The sequence below is a fragment of the Bacillus sp. PAMC28571 genome, assembly GCF_014250435.1.
Classification (GTDB): Bacteria; Bacillota; Bacilli; order Bacillales; family Bacillaceae; genus Bacillus; species Bacillus safensis.
On record NZ_CP060191.1, the window covers coordinates 138,143 to 159,480 of the forward strand.

Here is a 21,338-nt window from a genome sequence, read left to right on the forward strand (position 1 = left end):
ATAGTAAAAATTTTCTCACAAATTGAATAGTTCCTATTATCAACTCTTTTCTTTAAATTATCAAGGTTTTTCTTCACTAGAAATACAAATGTGTTTACAGAGAGGACGATATTGTATGAGTATATGAAAAAAGAGCCGGCCATATGCCGAGCTCTTTTTCTTATGAAGAAGACGAGGAGGAAGATAGCTCCTGCTTCATCACTTTATTCTCACGTTTTTTTTCCTTTAAGAAAAAGGAGAGGACGAGTCCAATGACGGCAATCAGACCAGAAATGAAAAATGACGTATTCATTCCATGAACGGCCGATTTTAATGGATTGGCCAATTCTGCATTTGCAGCAGAGCTGCTCATGATAGAGACAAGCACAGCCGTTCCAATGGAACCGCCTATTTGTCTCATCGTGTTATTCATCGCTGTCCCATGAGGGATCAAATGAGGCGGTAAAGAGTTAATACCTGCGGTTGTCAGCGGCATCATGATCATCCCAACCCCGATTAACCGAAGCGTGTAGGCGACCGTAATGAGGGCGATTGATGAATCAAGGGTGAGCAGCATAAATGGCAGGGTGGTAACGGTGAGTATCGTAAATCCGCCTAATGCCAGCCCTTTTCCGCCGACTTTATCAAAAATCCGTCCAATAATCGGTGACAGGAGTCCCATGAAGAGAGCACCTGGCAATAAGATAAGCCCTGTATCAAGTGCAGACAGCCCTCTGACATTCTGCGTATAAAGCGGCAGAATCGTCTCTGTCCCAATTAATAAAGCAAAGACAAGCATCCCGAGGAAGGTTGTCAAGCTAAAGATCGCAAATTTAAATACGCCAAACTCCAGCATCGGTCTTGTTAAGTTCGACTGGCGCAGGATAAAGAAGAACAAGCTCACGGCGCCGACAATCAGCGAAATGAGAACAGTCGCACTCGTCCATCCATACGTGCCGACACTAGAAAATCCGTAAAGCAGCCCGCCGAAACCGAACGACGACAAGATGACAGATAAAACATCAATACGTGTTTCTCTTTGCTGCGTCACATTTTTCATTAAGAAGAAAGCAAGAATGAGATCAATGATACCGATTGGCAGAACAATATAGAACAAGAACTTCCAGCTGAAGGAATCAACAATCCAGCCGCCAAGTGTTGGTCCAAGCGCAGGTGCGAACGAGATGACAAGTCCGACCATGCCCATTGCCTGCCCGCGTTTTTCTTTCGGGAAAATGGTTAAAAAGATCGTTTGCATCAGCGGCATTAAAATCCCTGCGCCTGCTGCCTGTACGATACGCGCTGCAAGTAACACCGGGAAATTCGTTGCAAATGAAGCAAGAATTGTACCGGCTGTAAAGATGCTAAGTGCCGTTAAAACTAAAGAACGGCTTGAAAATTTCTCAATGAGGAAAGCCGTAATGGGGATGAGAATCCCGTTTGTCAGCATAAAGGCTGTTGTAAGCCACTGTCCTTTGCTGACCTCAATATTGAAATCTTCCATGATATGCGGGATCGCTGGAATGAGAAGCGTTTGGTTTAAAATCGCAACGAATGCCCCAACGAGGAAAATCCCAACAATCACAGATCGATTATACGATGTAGTTGATTGGTTCATGTTATCCCTTCTTTATCTATAAAATGATGTTTTTCAGCTGTGACACGTTTTGTGATAAAACGCTGTTTTTGCCTAAATAATCGAGCAGTGAGCTGATTAAAAAGGTTCTCGGTTCATCCTGTGATAATTCTTGATTGAGCAGCTCATAAGCAGAGAGGAGATCGTCTTTTTCTTCTCCGTTTGACAGTGCGTGAAGCTCTTGTTTGATCTTCGTTAAGTACGAGATGACAAGTTTTTCTTCATCATATCCGTCCTGTGAGGAAAACAAATAAGAGTCCATGAGCTGATCTGTTAACACAGGCTCAATTGAGCAAGGCTTTTTCGATACACGGTCCATCACACCGATAATCATCTCAGCAGCATTTTCTAATTTGATGTTCTTGTGCTCAATCGCCAGCATTAAGATGAATTCTCTCATTAATCCATTGAGAACAATCACGAGATCCCAGACATAAGGAGCGACAGATTCACCATAGGTGCTCAGGATAATGTCTCTGTGCCGCTGCATGATAATGGAGCGTGTCTCGCGTAAGTGTTTAATGACAATAGGCGAATGCTGAGAAAAAGCTTCAAAGGACAGCATGTTCAAAAATTTATGATTCTCTTTAAACTCTTCAAGCTCAAGCTTGATCTTCTTTGTGAATTTTTCCTTTTTGGACAGCGTCGTTTCTGAATGAATGATGCGGGAAATCTCTCTCATTTTGCGCTGATTGTATTTAATCAGTTCTAGTAGAAGAGCTTCCTTTGAATCAAACAGTTTATAAATAGACGCTTTTGATATTTTACAGGCATCGGCAATTGACTGCATGGAGACACTCATATAGCCTTTTTGAGAAAATAATTTCTTTGAAACCCGCAAAATCTCTTCTTGCTTTTCGTTCATCTTCATAAGTCCTTTCCGAATCGGTAAAACCATATGGTCACAATGGAAACCGAGTGGTCACTTTTGCTATGATAACAAAACCAATGACCCATGACAAGAAAATGAACTTAAAAAAATACCCGTCTGCATGACAGGTATTTTATCCTTCCGCATGTGCGGTATATATTTTTGTTTTGCCGTGAAGTTCGACGACCAACATGTCTTCTCTCTCCTTCACAGAGTAAATAGCGGTCCCTTTTTGCAGCCTAGAAGCTGTACCATGTTCAAAATTTTTGGCGGCTGTTTTCTGAATGACACCTACTTGCTGATGTTTTGTGACGTGTAAGGATGTCGTCCAATCTACATTTGTTTCATAGACCGTTCCTTCCCATTGAAATAAATCTGCCTGCTGATCGATAGCTAATAACTCTTCCGCACTAGGTGGTTTTGACTGAGAATATTGGACGGACTGGCAGGCGCAAAGGAAGATCGCGAGAATCATCATCAATAAACTAATCCATATATTATGTTTCAAAACGGGTTCCTTCCCTTCAGACAGTCTCATGAATAATGGACGTTTGTGAAGTCATATCGTTACTTGACTAGTCAGCTCCAGGTGAATGAGATTGTATGTTGGCACAAAATACGATACATTTATTGTATGACGAATCCAAACCATCCAAACAAAGAAGATATGAGATTGATTTCTGTGCTGCACGCATTGGCTGATCCAATCCGGTTAGAAATTGTCCGCTGCTTAGCGGAAGCGGGGGAGAGGACATGCGGCACGTATGAGATGAATATTGCCAAATCCACGCTTTCCCATCACTTCAAAGTGCTGAGGGAGGCAGGCGTCGTGAAAGTGAGAATTGACGGGAAGCACCGTTACTATTCTTTAAGAAAAGAAGACATCGAGACCGCTTTTCCTGGACTCATGTCATCGATTCTAGCTATAGATAAAGAACGGTGGTAAGCCAGCTGTCTGTGAAGAGCAGCTGGCTGTTTTATTTCCCGAAAATGGCGTCATACAGCCGTTTTACTGCCGGCTGAATATCCTCTCGCCTCATATGTGAGAAGCCGAGGACGAGCGGGACAAAGCCAGGCTGATGTCCTGGCAATTGCTCATCAAGGGTAAAACGATCCATTCCGTACATTTTCAGCTTTCTTTCTTTCGCTCGCTGTAAAATCTCATGCTGCGTCCGTTTTGAACGGAACTCTGCAATAAAATGAAGACCGGCATTTTCTCCAATAATCCGCACATTGTCAGTAAAAACCGTATTGAGCTCTTCAATAAGCTGCTTCCGTTTTTCCTCATATAAACCATTCATTCTTTTAATATGCCGTTGATACGCCCCATCTTTTATAAAATGAAGAAGGGTGTATTGTGTAAAAAGATTGGCTGTTTGAATGAAAAAATGCTGTTCCTCCTTATAGCGTCTCAATAAATGCTGAGGCAGCACCATATAGCTTAGCCGCAAGCCGGGCAGCAATGATTTTGAAAAGGTGCCCATATAAATGACTTTGTCATATCGGTCAAGACTTTGCAGCGCCGGAATGCTGTCTGTGCCATATTTAAATTCACTGTCATAATCATCCTCAATAATATAACGATCTGGCTGATCAGCTGCCCAGTTTAACAGTTGAATACGCCGGGAAATCGGCATAATCACCCCTGTTGGAAATTGATGTGAAGGGGTAATGATCAACACATTTGGCTGTTTCTTATGAATGTCGCTCATTCGCACACCTTTTTGGTCAATGCCAATCGTTTCAATTTGGTGATGATTGTTTTTCAGCATTTGATAGAGCCGGCGGTAGCCAGGGTTTTCTAACCCATATATTTGATCGGCCGGAAGAATGCTTGATAACGAATGGATCAGTGACTGTGTGCCTGCACTTAAAATGAGCTGTTCTGGGTAGCATTTGACCCCTCGTGCAAGTCCGATCAATCGGGCAATCGTTTCCCGCAGTTCATACACACCTTGTGGATGCGGAAGCTCACCGAAGGCTTCTTGGTGGAGATGGATCGCCTTTTGTTCACTTTTCAGCCAGCTTTTAAACGGAAAGTTCGCTGTATCGACGGAGATATGTGAAAAGGAATACCAGTCGTCTCGTGCAATCGGTTCTTCCTTTAAATCTACAGGAAGAGAAGAGGGTTTCAGCTGACCAGATTCATGAAATGTTTCTAGTGATTCCACGAAAAAACCTTTGCGTTCAACCGAATATAAATATCCCTCAGCAAGCAGCTGCTGATAGGCGCCATTCACTGAATTAACGCTGACGTTTAATGTATCGGCTAACTCTCGTTTAGATGGTAATTGATCATGCGGCTGCAGGTTGCGATTTAAGATTTCTTCTTTAATTTTCATATAAATTTGATGATAAATATATCCGTTTTGTCCTGTTTGATCTAGTTGAATTGTCAGCATCTCACCATTCCATCCTCTCTGGTACCATGAAAAAAATGATATTGGTACTTTCTATCATACCAAAAAATATTCAGAATAATAAAAAAGGATATAAAGGGGATGGGTGACAATGAGTCAAACGACAACAAACCGTTTTTCAACCGAAGAATGGCAGGGGAAAAGAGATCAATACGTCGCAAGAGGCGTGAGTAATGGCAACCGTCATCTTGCAGCGAAGGGGAAAGGAGCCGAGCTGTTCGATATTGATGGGAAACGATTTATCGATTTTGCAGGCGCCATTGGCACATTAAACGTAGGACATTCACATCCAAAGGTCGTGGAAGCGGTCAAAGCACAGGCAGATAGCCTGATTCACCCAGGATTCAACGTGATGATGTACGAATCGTATATCGAATTGGCAGAGAAGCTGTGCCATCTCACACCAGGGGATCATGATAAGAAAGCCATTTTTCTTAATTCAGGTGCAGAAGCTGTTGAAAATGCGGTGAAAATTGCACGTAAATATACGAAAAGACAGGCTGTTGTGTCGTTTACAAGAGGTTTTCACGGCAGAACGAATATGACAATGAGCATGACGAGCAAGGTCAAGCCATATAAATTTGGCTTCGGGCCATTCGCATCTGAGGTGTACCAAGCACCGTACCCTTATTACTATCAAAAACCTGAAGGATTAAGCGATGCAGCGTACGACGAGTACATCATTGACCAATTCAATCAATTCTTCGTCGCAGCCGTTGCACCTGAAACTGTTGCTTGTGTGGTCATGGAACCAGTCCAAGGGGAGGGCGGATTCATTGTGCCATCGAAGCGTTTCGTTCAGCATGTCGCTTCCTTCTGTCAGCAGCACGGGATTGTCTTTGTTGCAGATGAAATCCAAACCGGTTTTGCGAGAACAGGGAAATACTTTGCGATTGAGCACTTTGATGTGGTACCGGACTTAATTACTGTGTCAAAATCTCTTGCAGCTGGCTTACCGCTGAGCGGAGTCGTCGGCAGAAAAGAAATGCTTGATGCGGCAGATCCAGGGGAGCTTGGGGGAACATATGCAGGAAGTCCGTTAGGCTGTGTAGCTGCACTGGCTGTCCTTGATATCATTGAAACAGAACAACTGAATCAACGATCTGAACATATTGGGCAAGTCATTGAGGACAAAGCAAATGAATGGAGACAGGCGTATCCATTCATTGGGGAAGTCCGCCGGTTAGGGGCAATGGCGGCGATTGAAATTGTGGAAGATCAAACAACGCGTACACCGGATAAGAAAACAGCCGCAGCGATTGCAGCATATGCAAATGAGCACGGGCTGCTTCTTTTAACGGCAGGGATTAATGGGAATATCATTCGTTTCTTAACACCACTTGTCATCACAGATGAGCTGCTTCACGAAGGACTAGGGATTATCGAGGACGCCTTCAAAGCACGCTAAACAACAAAGGGGGATGGTTGTATGCAAAAACAACAAATGGCAAAAACGATGTCGCAGTCTGACGTGCTGTTTTTGTCCATTGGTGCAATGCTTGGCTGGGGCTGGGTTGTACTTTCGGGAGATTGGATTTTAACAGCTGGATTTTTAGGCAGTGTGATTGCTTTCGTTATAGGCGGTATTCTCGTCATCTTTATCGGACTTACGTATGCTGAGCTTTCGTCTGCGATTCCAGAGACAGGCGGAGGGCTCGTTTTTGTCCAGCGGGCATTTGGGATGAAAGCAGCGTTCGTCTCAGCATGGGGCGTATTATTTGGTTATGTGTCTGTGATTACGTTTGAAGCAGTCGCCTTGCCGACCGTCATTGATTATGTGATTCCAACACAGCATGCTGGCTTCTTATGGAATATAGGAGGATGGGACGTTTATTTCACATGGGTATTGATTGGATCTGGCGGGGCATTGTTTTTAACAGCGCTGAATTACATTGGAGCGAAGCCTGCTGCCATTTTTCAGTCCGTGTTCACAGTGGCGATTATTCTGACAGGTTTTCTCCTTTTAGGCGGCGCAACATTTAATGGAGATTTTGCAAACCTTGAGCCGATGTTTCAAGGCGGGGTTGGGGGGCTTATGGCGGTGTTAGTCATGATTCCCTTTTTATTCGTTGGGTTTGATGTCATTCCGCAAGTAGCGGCAGAGATTAACGCACCAAAAAAAATCATTGGGAGAATCTTGATTATCTCCATCGTGAGCGCAGTCGTTTTTTATCTGCTTATTGTTTTTGGGGTAGCTGCTGGAATGTCAAAAGGACAGCTCGAAGCTTCCTCATTAGCGACCGCAGATGCGATGGTACAGCTTCTCGGTCATCAAGCGTTTGGAACAGTGCTGGTCATTGGCGGTGTAGCAGGAATTGTGACGAGCTGGAATGCTTTTATTATCGGTGCAAGCCGTATTCTATATGCTATGGCGGAAAGAGGTATGATTTCCAAATGGTTTGCGTATATTCATCCAAAGTATAAAACACCGACAAATGCCATTTTATTTCTTGGAGCTTTAGCTTTTTTCGCTCCATTATTAGGGCGTCCTGCCCTCGTATGGATTGTCAATGCGGGCGGTGTCGGAATCATCGTCGGGTACTTAATCGTGTCCATTGCCTTTATGAGACTTCGCAAAACAGAACCTGAGCTGGAGCGTCCATACAGTATTAAATATTGGCGGACGACAGGTGTTTTAGCCATCGGACTGAGTCTTCTTTTCCTTTCATTTTACTTTCCAGGAATGCCGGCTTCCTTATCGTGGCCAGCTGAATGGATATTGCTTTTAGGTTGGGTACTCATTGGGTATATACTATATGTAATGAATCCAAGAACGAAGGAGACGGTAGAGCATGACAAACGAACTCAAAGTGTATAATCCTGCAACAGGAGAAGAAATTGCTTCAGTTGCTCAGCATACAAAAGAACAGATCGAAGACGCAATTTCCCGTTCACACAAAGCATTTAAATCATGGGCAAAAACGTCAGCGCATGAACGCGCCAATATCATTCGCAAGTGGTTTGATCTGATGATTGAGCATAAAGAAAGGCTTGCGAAAATCATCACAGAAGAAAACGGAAAGCCGTATCAAGAAGCATTAGGAGAAATCGTCTATGCGGCTGGTTATATTGAATGGTACGCAGAAGAAGCAAAGCGAATCTACGGCAGAACCATCCCGTCACATACGACGAACAAACGCCTTTTCGTCACAAAACAGCCAGTTGGTCCTGTTGCTGCCATTACTCCGTGGAATTTCCCTGCGGCGATGATTACGAGAAAGGCAGCTCCTGCGCTTGCAGCAGGCTGTACGTTTATTGTAAAACCTGCTGAAGACACACCGCTGACAGCCATTGAACTAGTAAAATTAGGTCATGAAGCTGGCATTCCAGAGGATGCACTGCAATGGGTTGTGGGAGATGGCAAAGAAGTGGGTGAAATCTTCACAGATAGTCCATTGATTCGAAAAATCACGTTTACAGGCTCAACGCCCGTCGGAAAGCATTTGATCAAAAACAGTGCCAGCACAGTCAAACACGTATCAATGGAGCTTGGCGGTCATGCTCCGCTCATCGTAGACAAGGATGCGAATCTTGAACTAGCTGTCAAACAGGCAGTGGCATCTAAGTTCCGGAATGCGGGACAAACCTGTGTCTGTGCCAACCGCTTAATTGTGCATGAAGACATTCATGAAGCATTTGCGCAAAGCTTCAGCAAAGAAGTAGAAAAGCTGAAAGTGGGCAATGGCTTTGAAGAAGGTACATCCATCGGTCCAATTATCAACAAGCGCGGCTTTGATAAAATTGTCGGTCAAATTCAAGATGCTGTGGATAAAGGGGCGAAAGTTCTTGTCGGCGGCGATACGCATTTCGACGATGACAAATCATATTATTTTGTCCAGCCAACGGTTCTTACACATGTGGATCCTTCGATGAACATCATGCATGAAGAGACATTTGGTCCAGTGGCACCAATTACGACATTCAAAACGTTAGACGAGGCAATTGATTTAGCCAACGATACACCTTTTGGCCTTGCAGCTTATTTCTTTACAGAAAATTATCGGAACGGACTCTACATTTCAGAACATCTCGATTATGGGATTATTGGCTGGAATGATGGCGGTCCATCGGCTGTCCAAGCACCTTTTGGCGGTATGAAAGAGAGCGGAATTGGCCGAGAAGGCGGCATCGAAGGAATCGAACCTTATTTAGAAACAAAATATGTATCCATTGGGTTAGACGAATAAACGTGAAAAAGACTGTCAGAGGGATCTCGGCAGTCTTTTTTATGTTAAACAGCCGGCGGAAAAAGCTGATCCACCGTTTCTTTCGTTTCTTTCAAAATTTCATGTATGTAATCTGCAGATGCCTGCTCCATGCTGCTGAACAAAAGCCGTTCGACAGGCTGAACGCCAATAAAATTAAAGACTTCAGTATCGGTTGTCATGTGATGAGAGGAGCTGAAGACCTTATTGGAATCAAGAAAAGTCCTCGGGGCATCGTGCGTGTTGATAATGACACCTTTTTTGTGCTGAAGCAGATTTTCAATCTCTCCATCCTCACTGATCTGATAAGCAAAACCTTCAGAAAACACGCGCTCTACATATCCTTTTAGCATGGCCGGCAAGCCTGTCCACCATATTGGAAAAATAAACGTCAGCACATCCGCTTGCTGAATCAGTGTCTGCTCTCTTTGAATGGCAATCGGGACATCACCGCATTTGATGGCAGCCTTTTCTGCAATGGTGAGCTCTGGCGGAAAACCTAGGGCATAGACATCACGAACAGTCACTTTATGACCATTGTTCAATAGAGTGCTCACAACAAGATCTAATAAGGTTTGATTTAAGCTTTGCTGGGGATGAGCAAATATAATTACATGGTTCATCTCATAGCCTCCTATGTGGTCATCTGTCTCATTATGTCACGCGGCTTTATCCTATTCAATCCTATATTGGTAATAACAAGTTGGGAAAATGGAAAATAATTGATTTCTAATAAAAGTAAACAGTCTGTGGTGCAAGAAAAAGCGATCGTTTCTGAGAAAACGATCGCTCATACAGCTTTTATTTCTTTCTAAAAGCAAGTCCAAGTGCAATCAGTGCCACGACTAGAGCAGCAATGGACAGACCAAGGACAAGTGGTGAGGAAGAAGCAGAGGCTGTTTCAGAGGCCTTTTCTTCTTTTGGTTTTTCCTGGCCATGTGAATCCGTTACAGTATTAGATGCCACAATGTTTGTGATGGAATGAGGTTTATCAGCATCTTTATCGCCAGTCCATTCAACGACTGTTCCATCTTTATAATATTGATACGCATCCCAAGCAGCTTCACCTGCTTTTTCAGGGTTTTTCGCTACAAAAACGAATTGTTGGAATTGTCCAGCAAGCACACCTTTACCTGTTGCTTCCCAAGTCACTCTTGTTACCTTGCCATCTTTCTCTTCAGTTGACGTTTTCCAGCCAGGTACTGGCTCATATTGCTGGAATTCTACGCCTTTAGGTATTGACAAGACAACCTTTGTCGTCGGGCTGTCACTCTCAGAAGGAACCTTTAATGTATAGGTCTCCCAAGCATTTGTCGCAGATGTATCAGGCTTGACTGTTACGTGCGCACTCACAGGAATTGCTAATAAAAATGAAGCGAGAAGCATTGGTAATAAAGCTTTAACGTATTTTTTCATATGTGATGAACTCCTTTTAGTTTCTTCTAATAAATGTGGTATCGATATTCTTAAAAGAACCAGTTAACGCATGGATTTCAATTTTCCATGTGCCTTTTTCATTTAATAAGAGATTTTCAGCAGAGAAATGACCATTTTTTAATCGTTTCAGCTGAAATTCACTCGGTGTCTCATCACCGAATAAAGCCACCTTATGGATCTTGGCTGTTACAGATTGAATATCAGTGATCGTTTCGCCATTCTTCTTTGTAAATGCCACTTCAAATGAGTTTTTCCCCGGGGCATTCGGAGTAATGCTCAAGGACACAATATCACGATGCTCGACCTGATTTGCACCAAAGAAGGGCTCAGGTGCAGGCGGAGGAGGGCTCGGAATATTGGTAAAGACAGCTGTTAATAACAAAATGGCGATCCCGATCATCCATTCGGCTCGTAAGGAAATGCTGCGTTTCTGCTTCTTTTCCCATCTCAGCATCAAGTAATGCATAAGCCCAAGAAGGCCCATGATGATAAATAAACCAAGCTTGATTAAAAAGGTGCGTCCGTATGCTGATTGGAAAAGAGCGTCAAACGATTGCAAAATAAAGATGGCATTCACAAATCCTGAGAACACAATGAGCCCAACAGAGAGCAGTGCCCAAGGATGAAATGCTGCTAGCGTACTCCGAATGAGCGGCTGATCTTCATTTGGCAGTTTCTTCATCAATAGAAGGACGATGGCTGTTAAACCCCCGACCCAAATTGAAGCAGAGACGAGATGGATGAAATCAAGTGATGTTGTGAGTATTTTATTGTCTGTTGCGGCTGGATGTCCGATTTGTGCCTTCAGCCAAAGGAGCACTGTGAAGAGGAGCAGTGGAAACAGCCAAACCCGAAAAGAAGAGAAGTCCCCTTTTCTCACCGCTACAATCGTCCAGATGGTGAGAAGAACAAATGATGCCATAAGCATCATCCACAGACTACCGCCAGAAGTGGACGCAATCGTTTCTTGTAAAAGCGAAGGCTGAAATGCCCCCCAAAAGGACACATCTGCCGCTGATTTTGTCTGAATCGGCAGCTGGAACACAAGTGCTCCGCCCATCATAATCAATGACACGGTCAAAAGCCGCTTCATTCGTTTCGCCAATGCAGGTGAAATCGCAGTCTTAAACCAAAGCAGTCCAAACAAAATGGTCCCAAGGAATAAGCTGAATGACGTATAAAGAAAGGCTTTATCAATAGTTGAGGCCACATCAATGGATTCATTCGTTTGACCTTGCTCTAATTGGTCAAAACCGCCATCCGCTTTTCCAATACTAAACGGAATCATGCCAGAGACAGAGTGTCCGTCCGCTGATACCGCATTCCACTGGATGGTGTAAATTCCTTTTGGTAAATTCTTTTTCAAAGCCGCTTCCATGATCTTTTGATCTTTAATGACCGTATCTCCTTTATCCACACGATCACCTTTTGCATTTAGCACCTTAATGGCATGAAATCCGCTTTCAATCCCTTCACTAAATGTGATCGAGACTGAAGGAGGCTGCTGATCCAGCTCTTCATTTGCCGCTGGGTTTGAGCTCACGACGTATGCGTGAGCAAATGCTTCCTTTGGAATGAAAAAAGCGAACATGACCATAAGAAGCAGAAGCCACTTACTATTTTTAAACAAGGTGAATAACCGCCTTTCTACCTATGAAAATGTCTCATGTATCAGAAAGAAAGCGGCAGTAAACTGTGAGTCACAGAAAAAACCGCTCTTCCTATTGTACCGCCCTCTCTAAAAGGTAAACGAAACAAACAGCAAGATGGTTCACTTTTTCTGTGTCATGTCTGCGCAGACATTTCTTAATTGAATAGGTTTGATCAATTATAAGCCTATTCGATTTAAGAAGAGGAAACAAGAAGAGACCATTTGAAAGTTGTGAAATTCCCATGAATTTTGCTTCAAAACAACGGCAGATCAACCTTTTCTCCCCTTTTGTATTGGGATCTGAAGGTGATGTCACATCATTTTTCAATTTTGTCACACACTATGTGACAAAGTGACATTTAGTTTCAATTGAAGAGAAAGTGAAAGCGTTTTACGATAGGCATAAGGGCTTCACTGAATCTTGTTCTTATATCTTTTGACCTATAAAGCCCTAAATAAAGGGAGAGAAGAAAGGAGTTTTCATAGATGCAGGAAAAAAGCGGATTTCGCGTAAAAGTACAGCGCTTCGGAAGCTATTTAAGCGGTATGATCATGCCGAATATTGGAGCGTTTATCGCTTGGGGACTCATCACCGCATTGTTCATTCCAAGTGGTTATTTTCCAAATGAACAATTAAATACACTTGTTGGACCAATGATCAACTACTTGCTGCCGCTCTTAATCGGTTACACAGGCGGGAAGCTCGTATATGACCATCGAGGCGGGGTACTCGGTGCAACCGCTACGATTGGGGTTATTGTCGGTTCGGACATCCCAATGTTTCTAGGCGCAATGATCATGGGGCCGCTTGGCGGTTATCTCATTAAGAAAATCGACCAGCTGTTCAAAGACCGAATCAGATCAGGCTTTGAAATGCTGATTAATAACTTTAGTGCAGGTATTCTAGGTGCCATTTTAGTCGCCATTGCTTTCTACGCCATCGGTCCAGTGGTACTAGGTTTGAATAAAGCCCTTGCGGCAGGTGTAGATATCATTGTCAATGCCCATTTACTTCCGCTGGCGAGTATCTTCATTGAACCAGCGAAAGTATTGTTCTTAAACAATGCCATTAACCAAGGGATTTTAGGTCCATTAGGAGTAGAGCAAGCGGCGAAGACAGGCCAGTCTGTTCTGTTCTTGCTTGAAACAAACCCAGGGCCAGGTCTCGGTGTTCTTCTAGCTTACATGTTCTTTGGAAGAGGGACGGCAAAGCAGTCTGCACCGGGTGCGATTGTCATTCAATTCTTAGGGGGAATCCATGAGATTTACTTCCCATACATCTTAATGAAGCCAAAGCTCATTTTGGCGGTTATTGCTGGGGGAGCAAGCGGCGTTCTGACCTTTACACTGTTAAATGCAGGCTTAAAGGCTGTGCCGTCACCAGGAAGTATTATCGCTCTTATGCTCATGTCACCAAAAGGCGGCCACCTTGCCGTTTTAGCAGGTGTTGTCGTGGCAGCGGTCGTATCGTTCCTTGTCGCTTCTGTTATTTTAAAAGCATCTAAAGCAGTGGACGAAGACTTAACAGCAGCAACAGAAAAAATGCAAGACATGAAAGGCAAGAAAAGTGCAGCAGCAGCTGCTCTTACAGCACAAAAAGAAGGTGCTGAAGCAAGCGAGCAAGCAGCATCTCCGGATGAAATCAATCCAGATAACGTGAACAAAATCATCTTTGCCTGTGATGCAGGAATGGGCTCAAGTGCGATGGGCGCATCCGTCTTAAAGAATAAAGTCAAAAAGGCAGAGCTTGATATTGATGTGACAAATACATCCATCAGCAACATCCCAGATGATGCCGATGTGGTCTTTACTCATAAAGATTTAACAGATAGAGCCAAGGCAAAACTGCCAGGAGCTGTCCATATCTCAGTTGATAATTTCTTAAACAGCCCGAAATATGATGAGCTGATTGAGAAATTGAAAAAATAACATGACGAAACGGGTTGAGTCCAATTTTTCCTAATTGAACTCCCCGTTTTGGTTGTTCTCTGATTTTCTATTCTAAAAAAGGTGTGTGATCTTTCATGAAACAAGTACTTTCAAAAGATAATATTTTTCTAAACGAACAAGCGGGCTCTAAAGAAGAAGCCATTAAAAAAGCAGGCGAAGTCTTAGTGGCAAACGGTTATGTCACAAGTGATTATGTGGACAAAATGTTTGAAAGAGAAAACATTTCTTCTACATTTATGGGCAACGGAATTGCCATTCCTCATGGAACAGAGGATGCGAAAGCGGCTGTCCTTCATTCAGGAATTTCCATTATCCAAATTCCAGATGGCGTTGAATATGGCGAGGGGAATATTGCTAAAGTTGTATTTGGTATCGCTGGTAAAAACAATGAACATCTCGATATTCTTTCCCAAATTGCGATTGTCTGTTCAGAGGAAGAAAACGTAGAGCGTATCATTCATGCAAAGGATCAGGATGAACTGATTGCCATCTTTAACGAGGTGAACTAACATGAAGGCACTTCATTTTGGAGCAGGAAATATTGGCAGAGGGTTTATCGGATCTTTGTTAAAAGCATCAGGCTTTGAGCTCGTTTTTACCGATGTAAATGAAGCGGTGATCAACGAGCTGAATGAAAAAGGAGAATACACGGTTGAACTCGCAGCACCAGGGCAGCAGCAAGAAGTGGTTGGTCCTGTGTCAGCCATCAATTCCGCAAAAGATCCAGCCGCATTAACAGAGGCAGTTGCAACAGCTGATCTCATTACAACAGCTGTTGGACCAGCTGTTTTGAACATTATTGCTTCATCGATTGCTGAAGGTTTAAAACAAAAAAAATCTGATCATATCATCAACATTGTGGCATGTGAAAATATGATTGGCGGCAGCTCTCATTTAAAGGAAGCTGTTTTCTCTCATTTAACAGCTGATGAACAAGAAGCGCTGTCACACACAGTTGGTTTTCCAAACGCTGCGGTTGACCGCATTGTCCCCATTCAGCACCATGAGGACATTTTGAAAGTATCAGTCGAGCCATTTTTCGAGTGGGTCATTGATGAGACAGGCTTTATTGGAGACGTTCCTCAGATCGATGGAGCGACCTTTGTACAAGATTTGACGCCTTATATTGAGCGTAAGCTCTTTACTGTCAACACAGGACATGCACTAGCTGCTTATGTCGGGTACGAAAAAGGCGTGCAAACGATTAAAGAAGCTGTCGATACACCAGAGATTCGTCAAGTGGTCGAAGGTGCACTTCACGAAACGGGCAGTTATTTAATCGACACATATGGTTTTCAAAAAGAAGAACATGATGCGTATATCCAAAAAATCATCAAACGATTTGAAAATGCCTTTATCTCTGATGAAGTCACGCGCGTCGCACGTTCCCCGCTTAGAAAGCTTGGAGCAAATGACCGTTTAATCGGTCCAGCGAAAAAAATCAGACAGCCACAGTATTTAATTAAAGGCATTGTGGCAGCTTTGGCTTACGACTTTACTGAAGACGAAGAAGCTGTTCGTCTGCAGGCATTACGAAAAGAAAAAGGCATTGAAGGTGTGCTGGAAGAGGTATGTGGACTCTCGCCAGCAGACGATCTTTATCAAGCCATTCTTAAAGAAACAGCTCGATAATGAGAAAAATCCCTTTCCAACGTGAGAAAGGGATTTTTTCTATGACTTTTTTAATACTTTTCCCTGCTTGACGATATATAAAGTAAGGGGGAATTTGTACATGAAAAAGAAAGCGTTTGCGTCAAGAAGTGTCTTTTTTCAATTAATGTCTGCCATTATCGTGATCACGATTTTAACGGGCGGACTTGTTGGAACAACGGGGTATTTGTTAGCGAAACATGTATTAATTGATGCAGGGAAAGCAGATTTAAAGCACATCGTCAGCGGAGCAATGGCCACACTTGAACAGTTGAATGACCGTGTGGAGAAAAAAGAACTGACGCTTGAGCAGGCGCAAGAACAAGCCCGGCTTTACTTGAGCGGACCCAAAAATGAAAACGGGAAGGGATACCAATCTCAAAAATCAGATTTTATCTATAAAAATAAAGGCTATCTGATCGCATATGGCACTGACTATTCTACCCAGGTTCATCCGGTCAACGACATTGGCGTCATTCCAGATAACACGACCAATCGTGAAAAAATGGTCGCTGGCGCTAATGCAAAAGGTGAGGATGCACACTATGTGACCTATATGGATAAGGACGATGCAACCGGCGAAGAAAAAGAAAAGCTCGCCTATATGAGCCAGTTTACGCCGTGGAATTGGAGTGTAGGTATCGCTGTCTTCCAGGACGAATTTTATAAAGAATTAGAGCAGATGAAGCTCTATATTATTCTCATTACAGCAGGTGTCGCCCTTCTGAGTCTAGGCGTCTTTTATTTAGCTGCCCGAGGAAAAGTCAGACTGCTGAAGCAAGTCACTGCTGCTTCAAAGGAAATTGCGGCGGGTAATATTGAACGCACGAACTTAAAGGAAACAACGGATGAAATCGGACAGCTGGCAAAAGGCTTTAACCATATGTCAGGAGAGCTCAGAACACTGGTGAGCGGTTTACAGGAAACGAGCAGTCAGCTTGTTGAATCAGCGACAGATTTATCGGCGATATCTGAAGAAACCTCAGCCAGCAGTGAAGAAATTGGACGAGCCATCGGAGACATTTCGACTGGAACACTTCATCAAGCATCCGATCTTGAAGTAGCCAATCAACAAATGACCCAGTTTAATCAATCTATTGAGAATGTCAAAGAACAGAGTGATCAAATTAAACGGATTTCCGACCAATCAAGTCAATCATCACAGCAGGGGCAGCAAATCGTACAGCAATTAAAACAATCGAATGAACAATCGATTCAGGCATCTCAAGGCATTAGAGCAGGAATCGAGCAGTTAACTACAAAAGTACAGGATATTTCTCAAATCACAGATACGATTGAAAGCATTTCAAATGAGACGAATTTACTGGCGCTGAATGCAAGTATTGAGGCAGCACGGGCGGGAGAGCATGGCAAAGGCTTCTCAGTTGTAGCGAGTGAAGTGCGGAATTTAGCAGAGCAGACAAAACAATCAGCCGTTCAAATTCAGCAAATGATTCAAGGCATTAAAGAAGAAACGACGGCAACAGCCGGCATCATGTCGAGCACAATGGATCGTTTTGCCGAGCTGGATGAAGCGGTGCATGCAACAGAACATGAATTCAATGCCATCTCTACATTGATTTCACAAACCATCGTTGAAACAAACGCGATGGCAAAAGAGCTGAATACACTGCTGGAGCAAAACGACCTCATCACAAAAGCCATGCACGGCGCAGCACATGTTTCTCAAGAAAATGCAGCGGCGATCGAAGAAATCACTGCATCCACAGACGAACAAGTGACAGCCATCTCTAATGTGGCTAAAGCAGCAGAAAGGCTCAATGAACTAAGCATGCGATTGAATCAGGACATTGCACGTTATCGTCTATAAATCATTTTGACGATGTATCACTTGTCAGGTACGATGAAGTTAATCAAAACCTTGCTCACGCAAACAAAAGGAGTGTTCCGGTCATGAAAAAGAAGATATTGATGTTCTTACCTTGTGGCTATGGATACTCCACTGCTGTTTTCTTTTAGGATAGATAGAAATTGGTGAAGTCTGTCTACAAAACGAAGAAACTAGCAGAAAAATAAACGTGAGTGAGGGATATCATATGGAAAAAATCACGAGAAAAAACCCAGAAAGTATGCCGAAACCTGTTGGTCACTACAGTCATATCACAAGGGTGCCAAAGGGTGCGGGATTATTTGTTACATCGGGTCAGGTAGGGTCAGATATAGATGGGCAGATCCCATCAAGCTTAAACGACCAAGTAACGAATACGTTTGAAAATATCAAAAAAATCCTTGAATCAGAAGGGTTGAATGAAGAACATGTGATCAAGGTCAATATATGGGCAACAGAAGAAATCGAATGGGTGTAAATTTTGGTTTTATTTTTCATTAATACAAAAAGCTATCCATAATAAAGGATAGCTTTTTTTAAGGATACGAATATCAATCGCTTATGGAAATATATTAAAAAATTTCCCTTGACTTGGTGTTCACTCCAAGTAGTAATCTGTGTTTACTATCGGAAACACAGAAAGGAAGAATAAAATGAACGAACAAAATAAAATGGTATTGATTACAGGAGCCAACTCTGGGATTGGATTGGAGCTGACGAAAAAGATTCTATCTCAAGGATGGGAAGTAATTGCTGTAATTCGTACTGACTTTCCAAATGATCAACCAATAATTATTGATGCTCTTAAAAAGAAGCTATTAAGAGTATATAAAGCTGATTTAGCCGAATTCTCCAGCCTTAGAAACGTACTTAGCCAGATTAAGAAAAGCGAGACCAAAATTGACTTGATTTTTAACAATGCAGGAGTCAGTTTTGCTGAATACAAATATTCCAAACAAGGGCGTGAAATTCATTTTGAAGTTAATACATTAGTGCCTTATATCGTTACAATGGAACTTAAAGAACTGTTACTACATGGGCAGGAGAAAACGATCATCAATACGTCTTCCAATTCTTTATTATTTTTGAAGCAATTTGACTTAAATACAGTAGTCGATCCTAAGATAATTCCATTTAAAAAGATTATAGGTCCATATGCGAACAGTAAATTAGCCCTTTCCCTGTGGACGAATGGAATTGCTCCGAAGCTATTGACCGAGGGAATAAAAATTCGCAGTGTCTGCCCAGAGCCAAACAGGACGAAGTTGACCAAAGGAAAGCTTTAGGATGGCCTGAGCTTAAAATTGAAATTGAACTATGGTGTGCGGATATATGATTCAAAAAAAGAACAGTGGAAACTGTTCTTTTTTACTTGAGCCGCTTTGTGATCCATCCAGCAAGGAACGTAAAGACGGTATAGACAATCACCCAAATGAGAAAGGATTCATTCCCGTCAATATAAGTGAACATGAAGATCATGCTCGCTAACAGCACAATCAAAGTAGGCATCCATACATTCTTCAAAAAGAGCGTGCCAAAAATGCCAATCAGCACAGAGAGAATAGGAAAGCCAAATACAATGAATAGAATAAAAACAGCCATAAGACTAACTCCTTTTAACAAGTGTTTACATCAAAACATAAAAGACCGACGCAGCCATGTGTGGAAGTGCAAAAATCATCACAAGAAAAGCCGTATCAAGGCGCCACATGCGGTGTTCTTTTGTTTCAGAATGATAGGCTGCTCGTGTCTCTTCTCCACTTGTCCAAGCACCCATTAGCACCCCAGACATCACGACCCCAATAATTGAGATGCCGCCACTGACAAACCCAATCCATTCAAGGTGCTGCAACAGGATAGCGGCGCTGCAAATCACAATCATTGAGCAAACACCGGCGAAAAAAGCATGTTTTTTTCTCATTCTGGTTCACTCCCTTCAAAGACAATTAGGAGACCGCATCACATATTTCAATGAAATGACCATCAGGATCAGACACATAAGCGACTGTTTGACCCCATGGTTTTTTTGCAGGTTCTTTGATGATCGGTACCCCTTTTTCTTTCATTGATGCAATCGTTTGCTCCACATCATCCACAACAAAGCCAATTTCAAACGTTTGAGATGTTTGATTTGTTTCAGGGACAGGCAATCCGAGTGCTTCTTTGACATCCTGGCGTGAATTAATCGATAACGTCACGTCTCCAGTGTCAAACTCAACATAGGATTCAACCCTCAATTTTATTGGGAAACCAAGTACATGCTGATAGAAATGAATACTCGCCTCCACAGCGTTTACATATAAAATGGTATATTTCATTTTCATGTGAAAAACTCCTCTCTTCATATACGTGTCAAAAACGGAAAGGTTTCCCACTCATTGTACCATATAGGATATAAGGTGTATTTCATGCCAAAAAAACCAAAATATTTAGCTCAATAGTCTTGAAAAACAAAAAGTGGTGACATATGATAAAAATGTAAAATTAGAAAAAATAGGGGGATTTTACATGTTGAAAAAAATCATGGTGGCTGTCCTGTCTTTAGGTCTTTTGCTAAGCTTTACACAAGTCGACACCCACACAGCAGATGCAAAAACGGTCAAGTCTTACAAAAACTGCAAAGCGCTGAACAAAGTGTATAAAGGCGGCGTAGCAAAAAGCAAAAACACGAAAAACAAAGGTGGAAAAACAAAGTACAAGCCTTATGTATCTAAAGCACTTTATCAAAAAAATAAGCACCTTGACCGCGATAAAGACGGCATTGCGTGTGAACGCTAAGCACATGTGAAAAAGACCTGCAACAAGGTCTTTTTTCTATGGGATCAAACTCGTCCCTTTGTACCTTCTTCCTCTTTATATTAAAATAAAGATAGTTTCAAAAATCGATACAAAGTGGGGTACTCAATTTGTCAACACAAGCTCATAAGAAAGACATCCGATTGATTGCCATTGATATGGATGGCACGCTGTTAAACAGTGAGCACATCATTCCAGAGGAAAATAAACAAGCCATTAAAGAGGCTGAAGCAAAAGGGGTCCATGTGGTCATTAGCACAGGGCGGACACTGATGACATGCCGAGAGCTGGTTGAGCCGCTCAAGTTATCGTCTTACCTCGTGACAGCAAACGGAAGTGAAATCTGGGATTCAAACTTCCAGCTGATCGAACGGGATCTGCTGCATCCTGATCACGTCCAAATGATGTGGGATTTAAAAAATAGGTACGAAACCGATTACTGGGCTTCGACTGTGGATAAGGTGTGGAGAGGTGAATTCCCTGAACGAATTCATGACCATGAATGGCTGAAATTTGGCTTTGATATTCATGATGATGACGTTCGTGAGGAAGTCCTCAATACATTGAAAACAAATAAGCACCTAGAGATCACAAACTCAAGTCCAACGAATATTGAAGTGAATGCAGCCGGCATTAACAAAGCGGCAGCTCTTGCAAAAGTAGCTGAACGCATTGGCTGTACGATGGATAACGTCATGTCACTTGGCGACAGCCTCAATGATATGGCCATGATTCAAGAAGCCGGATTAGGCATTGCGATGGGAAATGCCCAGGAAGTGGTGAAAGAGGCCGCTGATTGGATTACGGCTCCTAACACAGAACACGGCGTGGCAAAAGCCATCCAACATTGGGTGCTGTCTAAATAAGGTGCATTTCATTACAGAAAAAGTGAGA

21 protein-coding genes and 1 pseudogene are annotated in these 21,338 nt (G+C 42.7%); 12 read left to right on the forward strand and 10 right to left on the reverse strand.

The window, feature by feature from the left end; translation table 11 throughout:
• Nucleotides 1–160: 160 nt before the first annotated feature.
• The 3 genes from H7F25_RS00460 to H7F25_RS00470 all read right to left on the reverse strand — a co-directional run bounded on the left by H7F25_RS00460 (nucleotide 161) and on the right by H7F25_RS00470 (nucleotide 2,994).
• Nucleotides 161–1,597, reverse strand: coding sequence for an MDR family MFS transporter (locus tag H7F25_RS00460; protein WP_024425533.1), 1,437 nt, complete (start codon nucleotides 1,595–1,597; stop codon nucleotides 161–163).
• Nucleotides 1,598–1,613: 16 nt separating this feature from the next.
• Entirely contained in the window at nucleotides 1,614–2,480 is an 867-nt protein-coding gene (locus H7F25_RS00465; RefSeq protein ID WP_244948499.1) for a TetR/AcrR family transcriptional regulator, read from the reverse strand.
• 139 nt (nucleotides 2,481–2,619) lie between these two features.
• Nucleotides 2,620–2,994, reverse strand: coding sequence for a hypothetical protein (locus H7F25_RS00470; RefSeq protein ID WP_122631475.1), 375 nt, complete (start codon nucleotides 2,992–2,994; stop codon nucleotides 2,620–2,622).
• Nucleotides 2,995–3,120: 126 nt separating this feature from the next.
• Between H7F25_RS00470 and H7F25_RS00475 the strand changes: the two genes are divergently transcribed.
• A complete protein-coding gene (locus tag H7F25_RS00475; protein ID WP_024425536.1) occupies nucleotides 3,121–3,432 on the forward strand; it encodes an ArsR/SmtB family transcription factor in 312 nt (103 codons plus the stop codon).
• A gap of 31 nt (nucleotides 3,433–3,463) precedes the next feature.
• Here the strand turns inward: H7F25_RS00475 and H7F25_RS00480 are convergent, their stop codons facing one another.
• Complete coding sequence (locus H7F25_RS00480) at nucleotides 3,464–4,888, reverse strand: MocR-like transcriptional regulator GabR (protein ID WP_185854099.1); 1,425 nt, start codon at nucleotides 4,886–4,888, stop codon at nucleotides 3,464–3,466.
• A gap of 109 nt (nucleotides 4,889–4,997) precedes the next feature.
• Between H7F25_RS00480 and gabT the strand changes: the two genes are divergently transcribed.
• Genes gabT through H7F25_RS00495 form a run of 3 tightly spaced genes read left to right on the forward strand, consistent with a single transcriptional unit; the run spans nucleotide 4,998 to nucleotide 9,093 of the window.
• Nucleotides 4,998–6,314, forward strand: coding sequence for a 4-aminobutyrate--2-oxoglutarate transaminase (gabT, locus tag H7F25_RS00485; RefSeq protein WP_133744765.1), 1,317 nt, complete (start codon nucleotides 4,998–5,000; stop codon nucleotides 6,312–6,314).
• 21 nt (nucleotides 6,315–6,335) lie between these two features.
• On the forward strand, nucleotides 6,336–7,724 hold the full coding sequence (locus H7F25_RS00490) for an APC family permease (RefSeq protein WP_034622930.1): 1,389 nt from the start codon (nucleotides 6,336–6,338) through the stop codon (nucleotides 7,722–7,724).
• A complete protein-coding gene (locus H7F25_RS00495) occupies nucleotides 7,699–9,093 on the forward strand; it encodes an NAD-dependent succinate-semialdehyde dehydrogenase (RefSeq protein ID WP_185854100.1) in 1,395 nt (464 codons plus the stop codon). The genes H7F25_RS00490 and H7F25_RS00495 overlap by 26 nt, the downstream gene beginning before the upstream one ends.
• A 44-nt stretch (nucleotides 9,094–9,137) precedes the next feature.
• Here the strand turns inward: H7F25_RS00495 and H7F25_RS00500 are convergent, their stop codons facing one another.
• The 3 genes from H7F25_RS00500 to H7F25_RS00510 form a co-directional block, all read right to left on the reverse strand.
• Nucleotides 9,138–9,734, reverse strand: a complete 597-nt coding sequence (locus tag H7F25_RS00500) for an NAD(P)H-dependent oxidoreductase (RefSeq protein WP_185854101.1) — start codon at nucleotides 9,732–9,734, stop codon at nucleotides 9,138–9,140.
• Nucleotides 9,735–9,912: 178 nt separating this feature from the next.
• A complete protein-coding gene (locus tag H7F25_RS00505; protein WP_024425541.1) occupies nucleotides 9,913–10,527 on the reverse strand; it encodes a YcnI family copper-binding membrane protein in 615 nt (204 codons plus the stop codon).
• Nucleotides 10,528–10,543: 16 nt separating this feature from the next.
• Nucleotides 10,544–12,178: a copper resistance CopC/CopD family protein gene (locus H7F25_RS00510; RefSeq protein WP_025093630.1), complete on the reverse strand. Its 1,635-nt coding sequence runs from the start codon at nucleotides 12,176–12,178 to the stop codon at nucleotides 10,544–10,546.
• Nucleotides 12,179–12,685: 507 nt separating this feature from the next.
• Between H7F25_RS00510 and H7F25_RS00515 the strand changes: the two genes are divergently transcribed.
• The 6 genes and pseudogenes from H7F25_RS00515 to H7F25_RS00540 all read left to right on the forward strand — a co-directional run bounded on the left by H7F25_RS00515 (nucleotide 12,686) and on the right by H7F25_RS00540 (nucleotide 18,934).
• Entirely contained in the window at nucleotides 12,686–14,128 is a 1,443-nt protein-coding gene (locus tag H7F25_RS00515; protein WP_024427324.1) for a PTS mannitol transporter subunit IIBC, read from the forward strand.
• A gap of 95 nt (nucleotides 14,129–14,223) precedes the next feature.
• Nucleotides 14,224–14,658, forward strand: a complete 435-nt coding sequence (locus tag H7F25_RS00520) for a PTS mannitol transporter subunit IIA (RefSeq protein ID WP_012008933.1) — start codon at nucleotides 14,224–14,226, stop codon at nucleotides 14,656–14,658.
• Between the two features lies 1 nt (nucleotide 14,659).
• Entirely contained in the window at nucleotides 14,660–15,781 is a 1,122-nt protein-coding gene (locus H7F25_RS00525; RefSeq protein ID WP_185854102.1) for a mannitol-1-phosphate 5-dehydrogenase, read from the forward strand.
• A gap of 100 nt (nucleotides 15,782–15,881) precedes the next feature.
• Complete coding sequence (locus H7F25_RS00530; RefSeq protein WP_125587528.1) at nucleotides 15,882–17,630, forward strand: methyl-accepting chemotaxis protein; 1,749 nt, start codon at nucleotides 15,882–15,884, stop codon at nucleotides 17,628–17,630.
• A gap of 226 nt (nucleotides 17,631–17,856) precedes the next feature.
• Nucleotides 17,857–18,120 (forward strand): annotated as a pseudogene (locus H7F25_RS00535) (RidA family protein); the annotation flags it as partial.
• Nucleotides 18,121–18,301: 181 nt separating this feature from the next.
• The gene (locus H7F25_RS00540; protein ID WP_247721754.1) at nucleotides 18,302–18,934 is read left to right on the forward strand and encodes an SDR family NAD(P)-dependent oxidoreductase; all 633 of its coding nucleotides are present in this window, start codon (nucleotides 18,302–18,304) and stop codon (nucleotides 18,932–18,934) included.
• 82 nt (nucleotides 18,935–19,016) lie between these two features.
• Here H7F25_RS00540 and H7F25_RS00545 read toward each other — a convergent pair whose 3' ends face one another.
• The 3 genes from H7F25_RS00545 to H7F25_RS00555 are packed head-to-tail and all read right to left on the reverse strand — an operon-like array spanning nucleotide 19,017 to nucleotide 19,972.
• Nucleotides 19,017–19,250, reverse strand: coding sequence for a DUF2651 family protein (locus H7F25_RS00545; protein WP_073203838.1), 234 nt, complete (start codon nucleotides 19,248–19,250; stop codon nucleotides 19,017–19,019).
• A 25-nt stretch (nucleotides 19,251–19,275) separates the two neighbouring features.
• Nucleotides 19,276–19,569, reverse strand: coding sequence for a DUF5316 family protein (locus H7F25_RS00550; protein WP_073203842.1), 294 nt, complete (start codon nucleotides 19,567–19,569; stop codon nucleotides 19,276–19,278).
• 25 nt (nucleotides 19,570–19,594) lie between these two features.
• Nucleotides 19,595–19,972, reverse strand: a complete 378-nt coding sequence (locus tag H7F25_RS00555; protein WP_073203845.1) for a VOC family protein — start codon at nucleotides 19,970–19,972, stop codon at nucleotides 19,595–19,597.
• A 184-nt stretch (nucleotides 19,973–20,156) separates the two neighbouring features.
• Here H7F25_RS00555 and H7F25_RS00560 point away from each other — a divergent pair, with 184 nt between their 5' ends.
• Both H7F25_RS00560 and H7F25_RS00565 read left to right on the forward strand, forming a co-directional pair.
• Complete coding sequence (locus tag H7F25_RS00560) at nucleotides 20,157–20,426, forward strand: excalibur calcium-binding domain-containing protein (RefSeq protein WP_080652949.1); 270 nt, start codon at nucleotides 20,157–20,159, stop codon at nucleotides 20,424–20,426.
• Between the two features lie 176 nt (nucleotides 20,427–20,602).
• On the forward strand, nucleotides 20,603–21,310 hold the full coding sequence (locus H7F25_RS00565) for a Cof-type HAD-IIB family hydrolase (protein ID WP_044335092.1): 708 nt from the start codon (nucleotides 20,603–20,605) through the stop codon (nucleotides 21,308–21,310).
• The last annotated feature ends 28 nt before the right edge of the window (nucleotides 21,311–21,338 follow it).

Bases quoted from the DNA above. Each gene is read 5' to 3' on its own strand.
- H7F25_RS00490 (WP_034622930.1), top strand. From the start codon at position 6,336: ATGCAAAAACAACAAATGGCAAAAACGATGTCGCAGTCTGACGTGCTG.
- H7F25_RS00525 (WP_185854102.1), top strand. From the start codon at position 14,660: ATGAAGGCACTTCATTTTGGAGCAGGAAATATTGGCAGAGGGTTTATC.
- H7F25_RS00495 (WP_185854100.1), top strand. From the start codon at position 7,699: ATGACAAACGAACTCAAAGTGTATAATCCTGCAACAGGAGAAGAAATT.
- H7F25_RS00465 (WP_244948499.1), bottom strand. From the start codon at position 2,480: ATGAACGAAAAGCAAGAAGAGATTTTGCGGGTTTCAAAGAAATTATTT.
- H7F25_RS00515 (WP_024427324.1), top strand. From the start codon at position 12,686: ATGCAGGAAAAAAGCGGATTTCGCGTAAAAGTACAGCGCTTCGGAAGC.
- H7F25_RS00475 (WP_024425536.1), top strand. From the start codon at position 3,121: ATGACGAATCCAAACCATCCAAACAAAGAAGATATGAGATTGATTTCT.
- H7F25_RS00540 (WP_247721754.1), top strand. From the start codon at position 18,302: ATGAACGAACAAAATAAAATGGTATTGATTACAGGAGCCAACTCTGGG.
- H7F25_RS00500 (WP_185854101.1), bottom strand. From the start codon at position 9,734: ATGAACCATGTAATTATATTTGCTCATCCCCAGCAAAGCTTAAATCAA.
- H7F25_RS00530 (WP_125587528.1), top strand. From the start codon at position 15,882: ATGAAAAAGAAAGCGTTTGCGTCAAGAAGTGTCTTTTTTCAATTAATG.
- H7F25_RS00505 (WP_024425541.1), bottom strand. From the start codon at position 10,527: ATGAAAAAATACGTTAAAGCTTTATTACCAATGCTTCTCGCTTCATTT.
- H7F25_RS00560 (WP_080652949.1), top strand. From the start codon at position 20,157: ATGTTGAAAAAAATCATGGTGGCTGTCCTGTCTTTAGGTCTTTTGCTA.
- gabT (WP_133744765.1), top strand. From the start codon at position 4,998: ATGAGTCAAACGACAACAAACCGTTTTTCAACCGAAGAATGGCAGGGG.
- H7F25_RS00460 (WP_024425533.1), bottom strand. From the start codon at position 1,597: ATGAACCAATCAACTACATCGTATAATCGATCTGTGATTGTTGGGATT.
- H7F25_RS00555 (WP_073203845.1), bottom strand. From the start codon at position 19,972: ATGAAAATGAAATATACCATTTTATATGTAAACGCTGTGGAGGCGAGT.
- H7F25_RS00520 (WP_012008933.1), top strand. From the start codon at position 14,224: ATGAAACAAGTACTTTCAAAAGATAATATTTTTCTAAACGAACAAGCG.
- H7F25_RS00565 (WP_044335092.1), top strand. From the start codon at position 20,603: ATGGATGGCACGCTGTTAAACAGTGAGCACATCATTCCAGAGGAAAAT.
- H7F25_RS00480 (WP_185854099.1), bottom strand. From the start codon at position 4,888: ATGCTGACAATTCAACTAGATCAAACAGGACAAAACGGATATATTTAT.
- H7F25_RS00545 (WP_073203838.1), bottom strand. From the start codon at position 19,250: ATGGCTGTTTTTATTCTATTCATTGTATTTGGCTTTCCTATTCTCTCT.
- H7F25_RS00550 (WP_073203842.1), bottom strand. From the start codon at position 19,569: ATGAGAAAAAAACATGCTTTTTTCGCCGGTGTTTGCTCAATGATTGTG.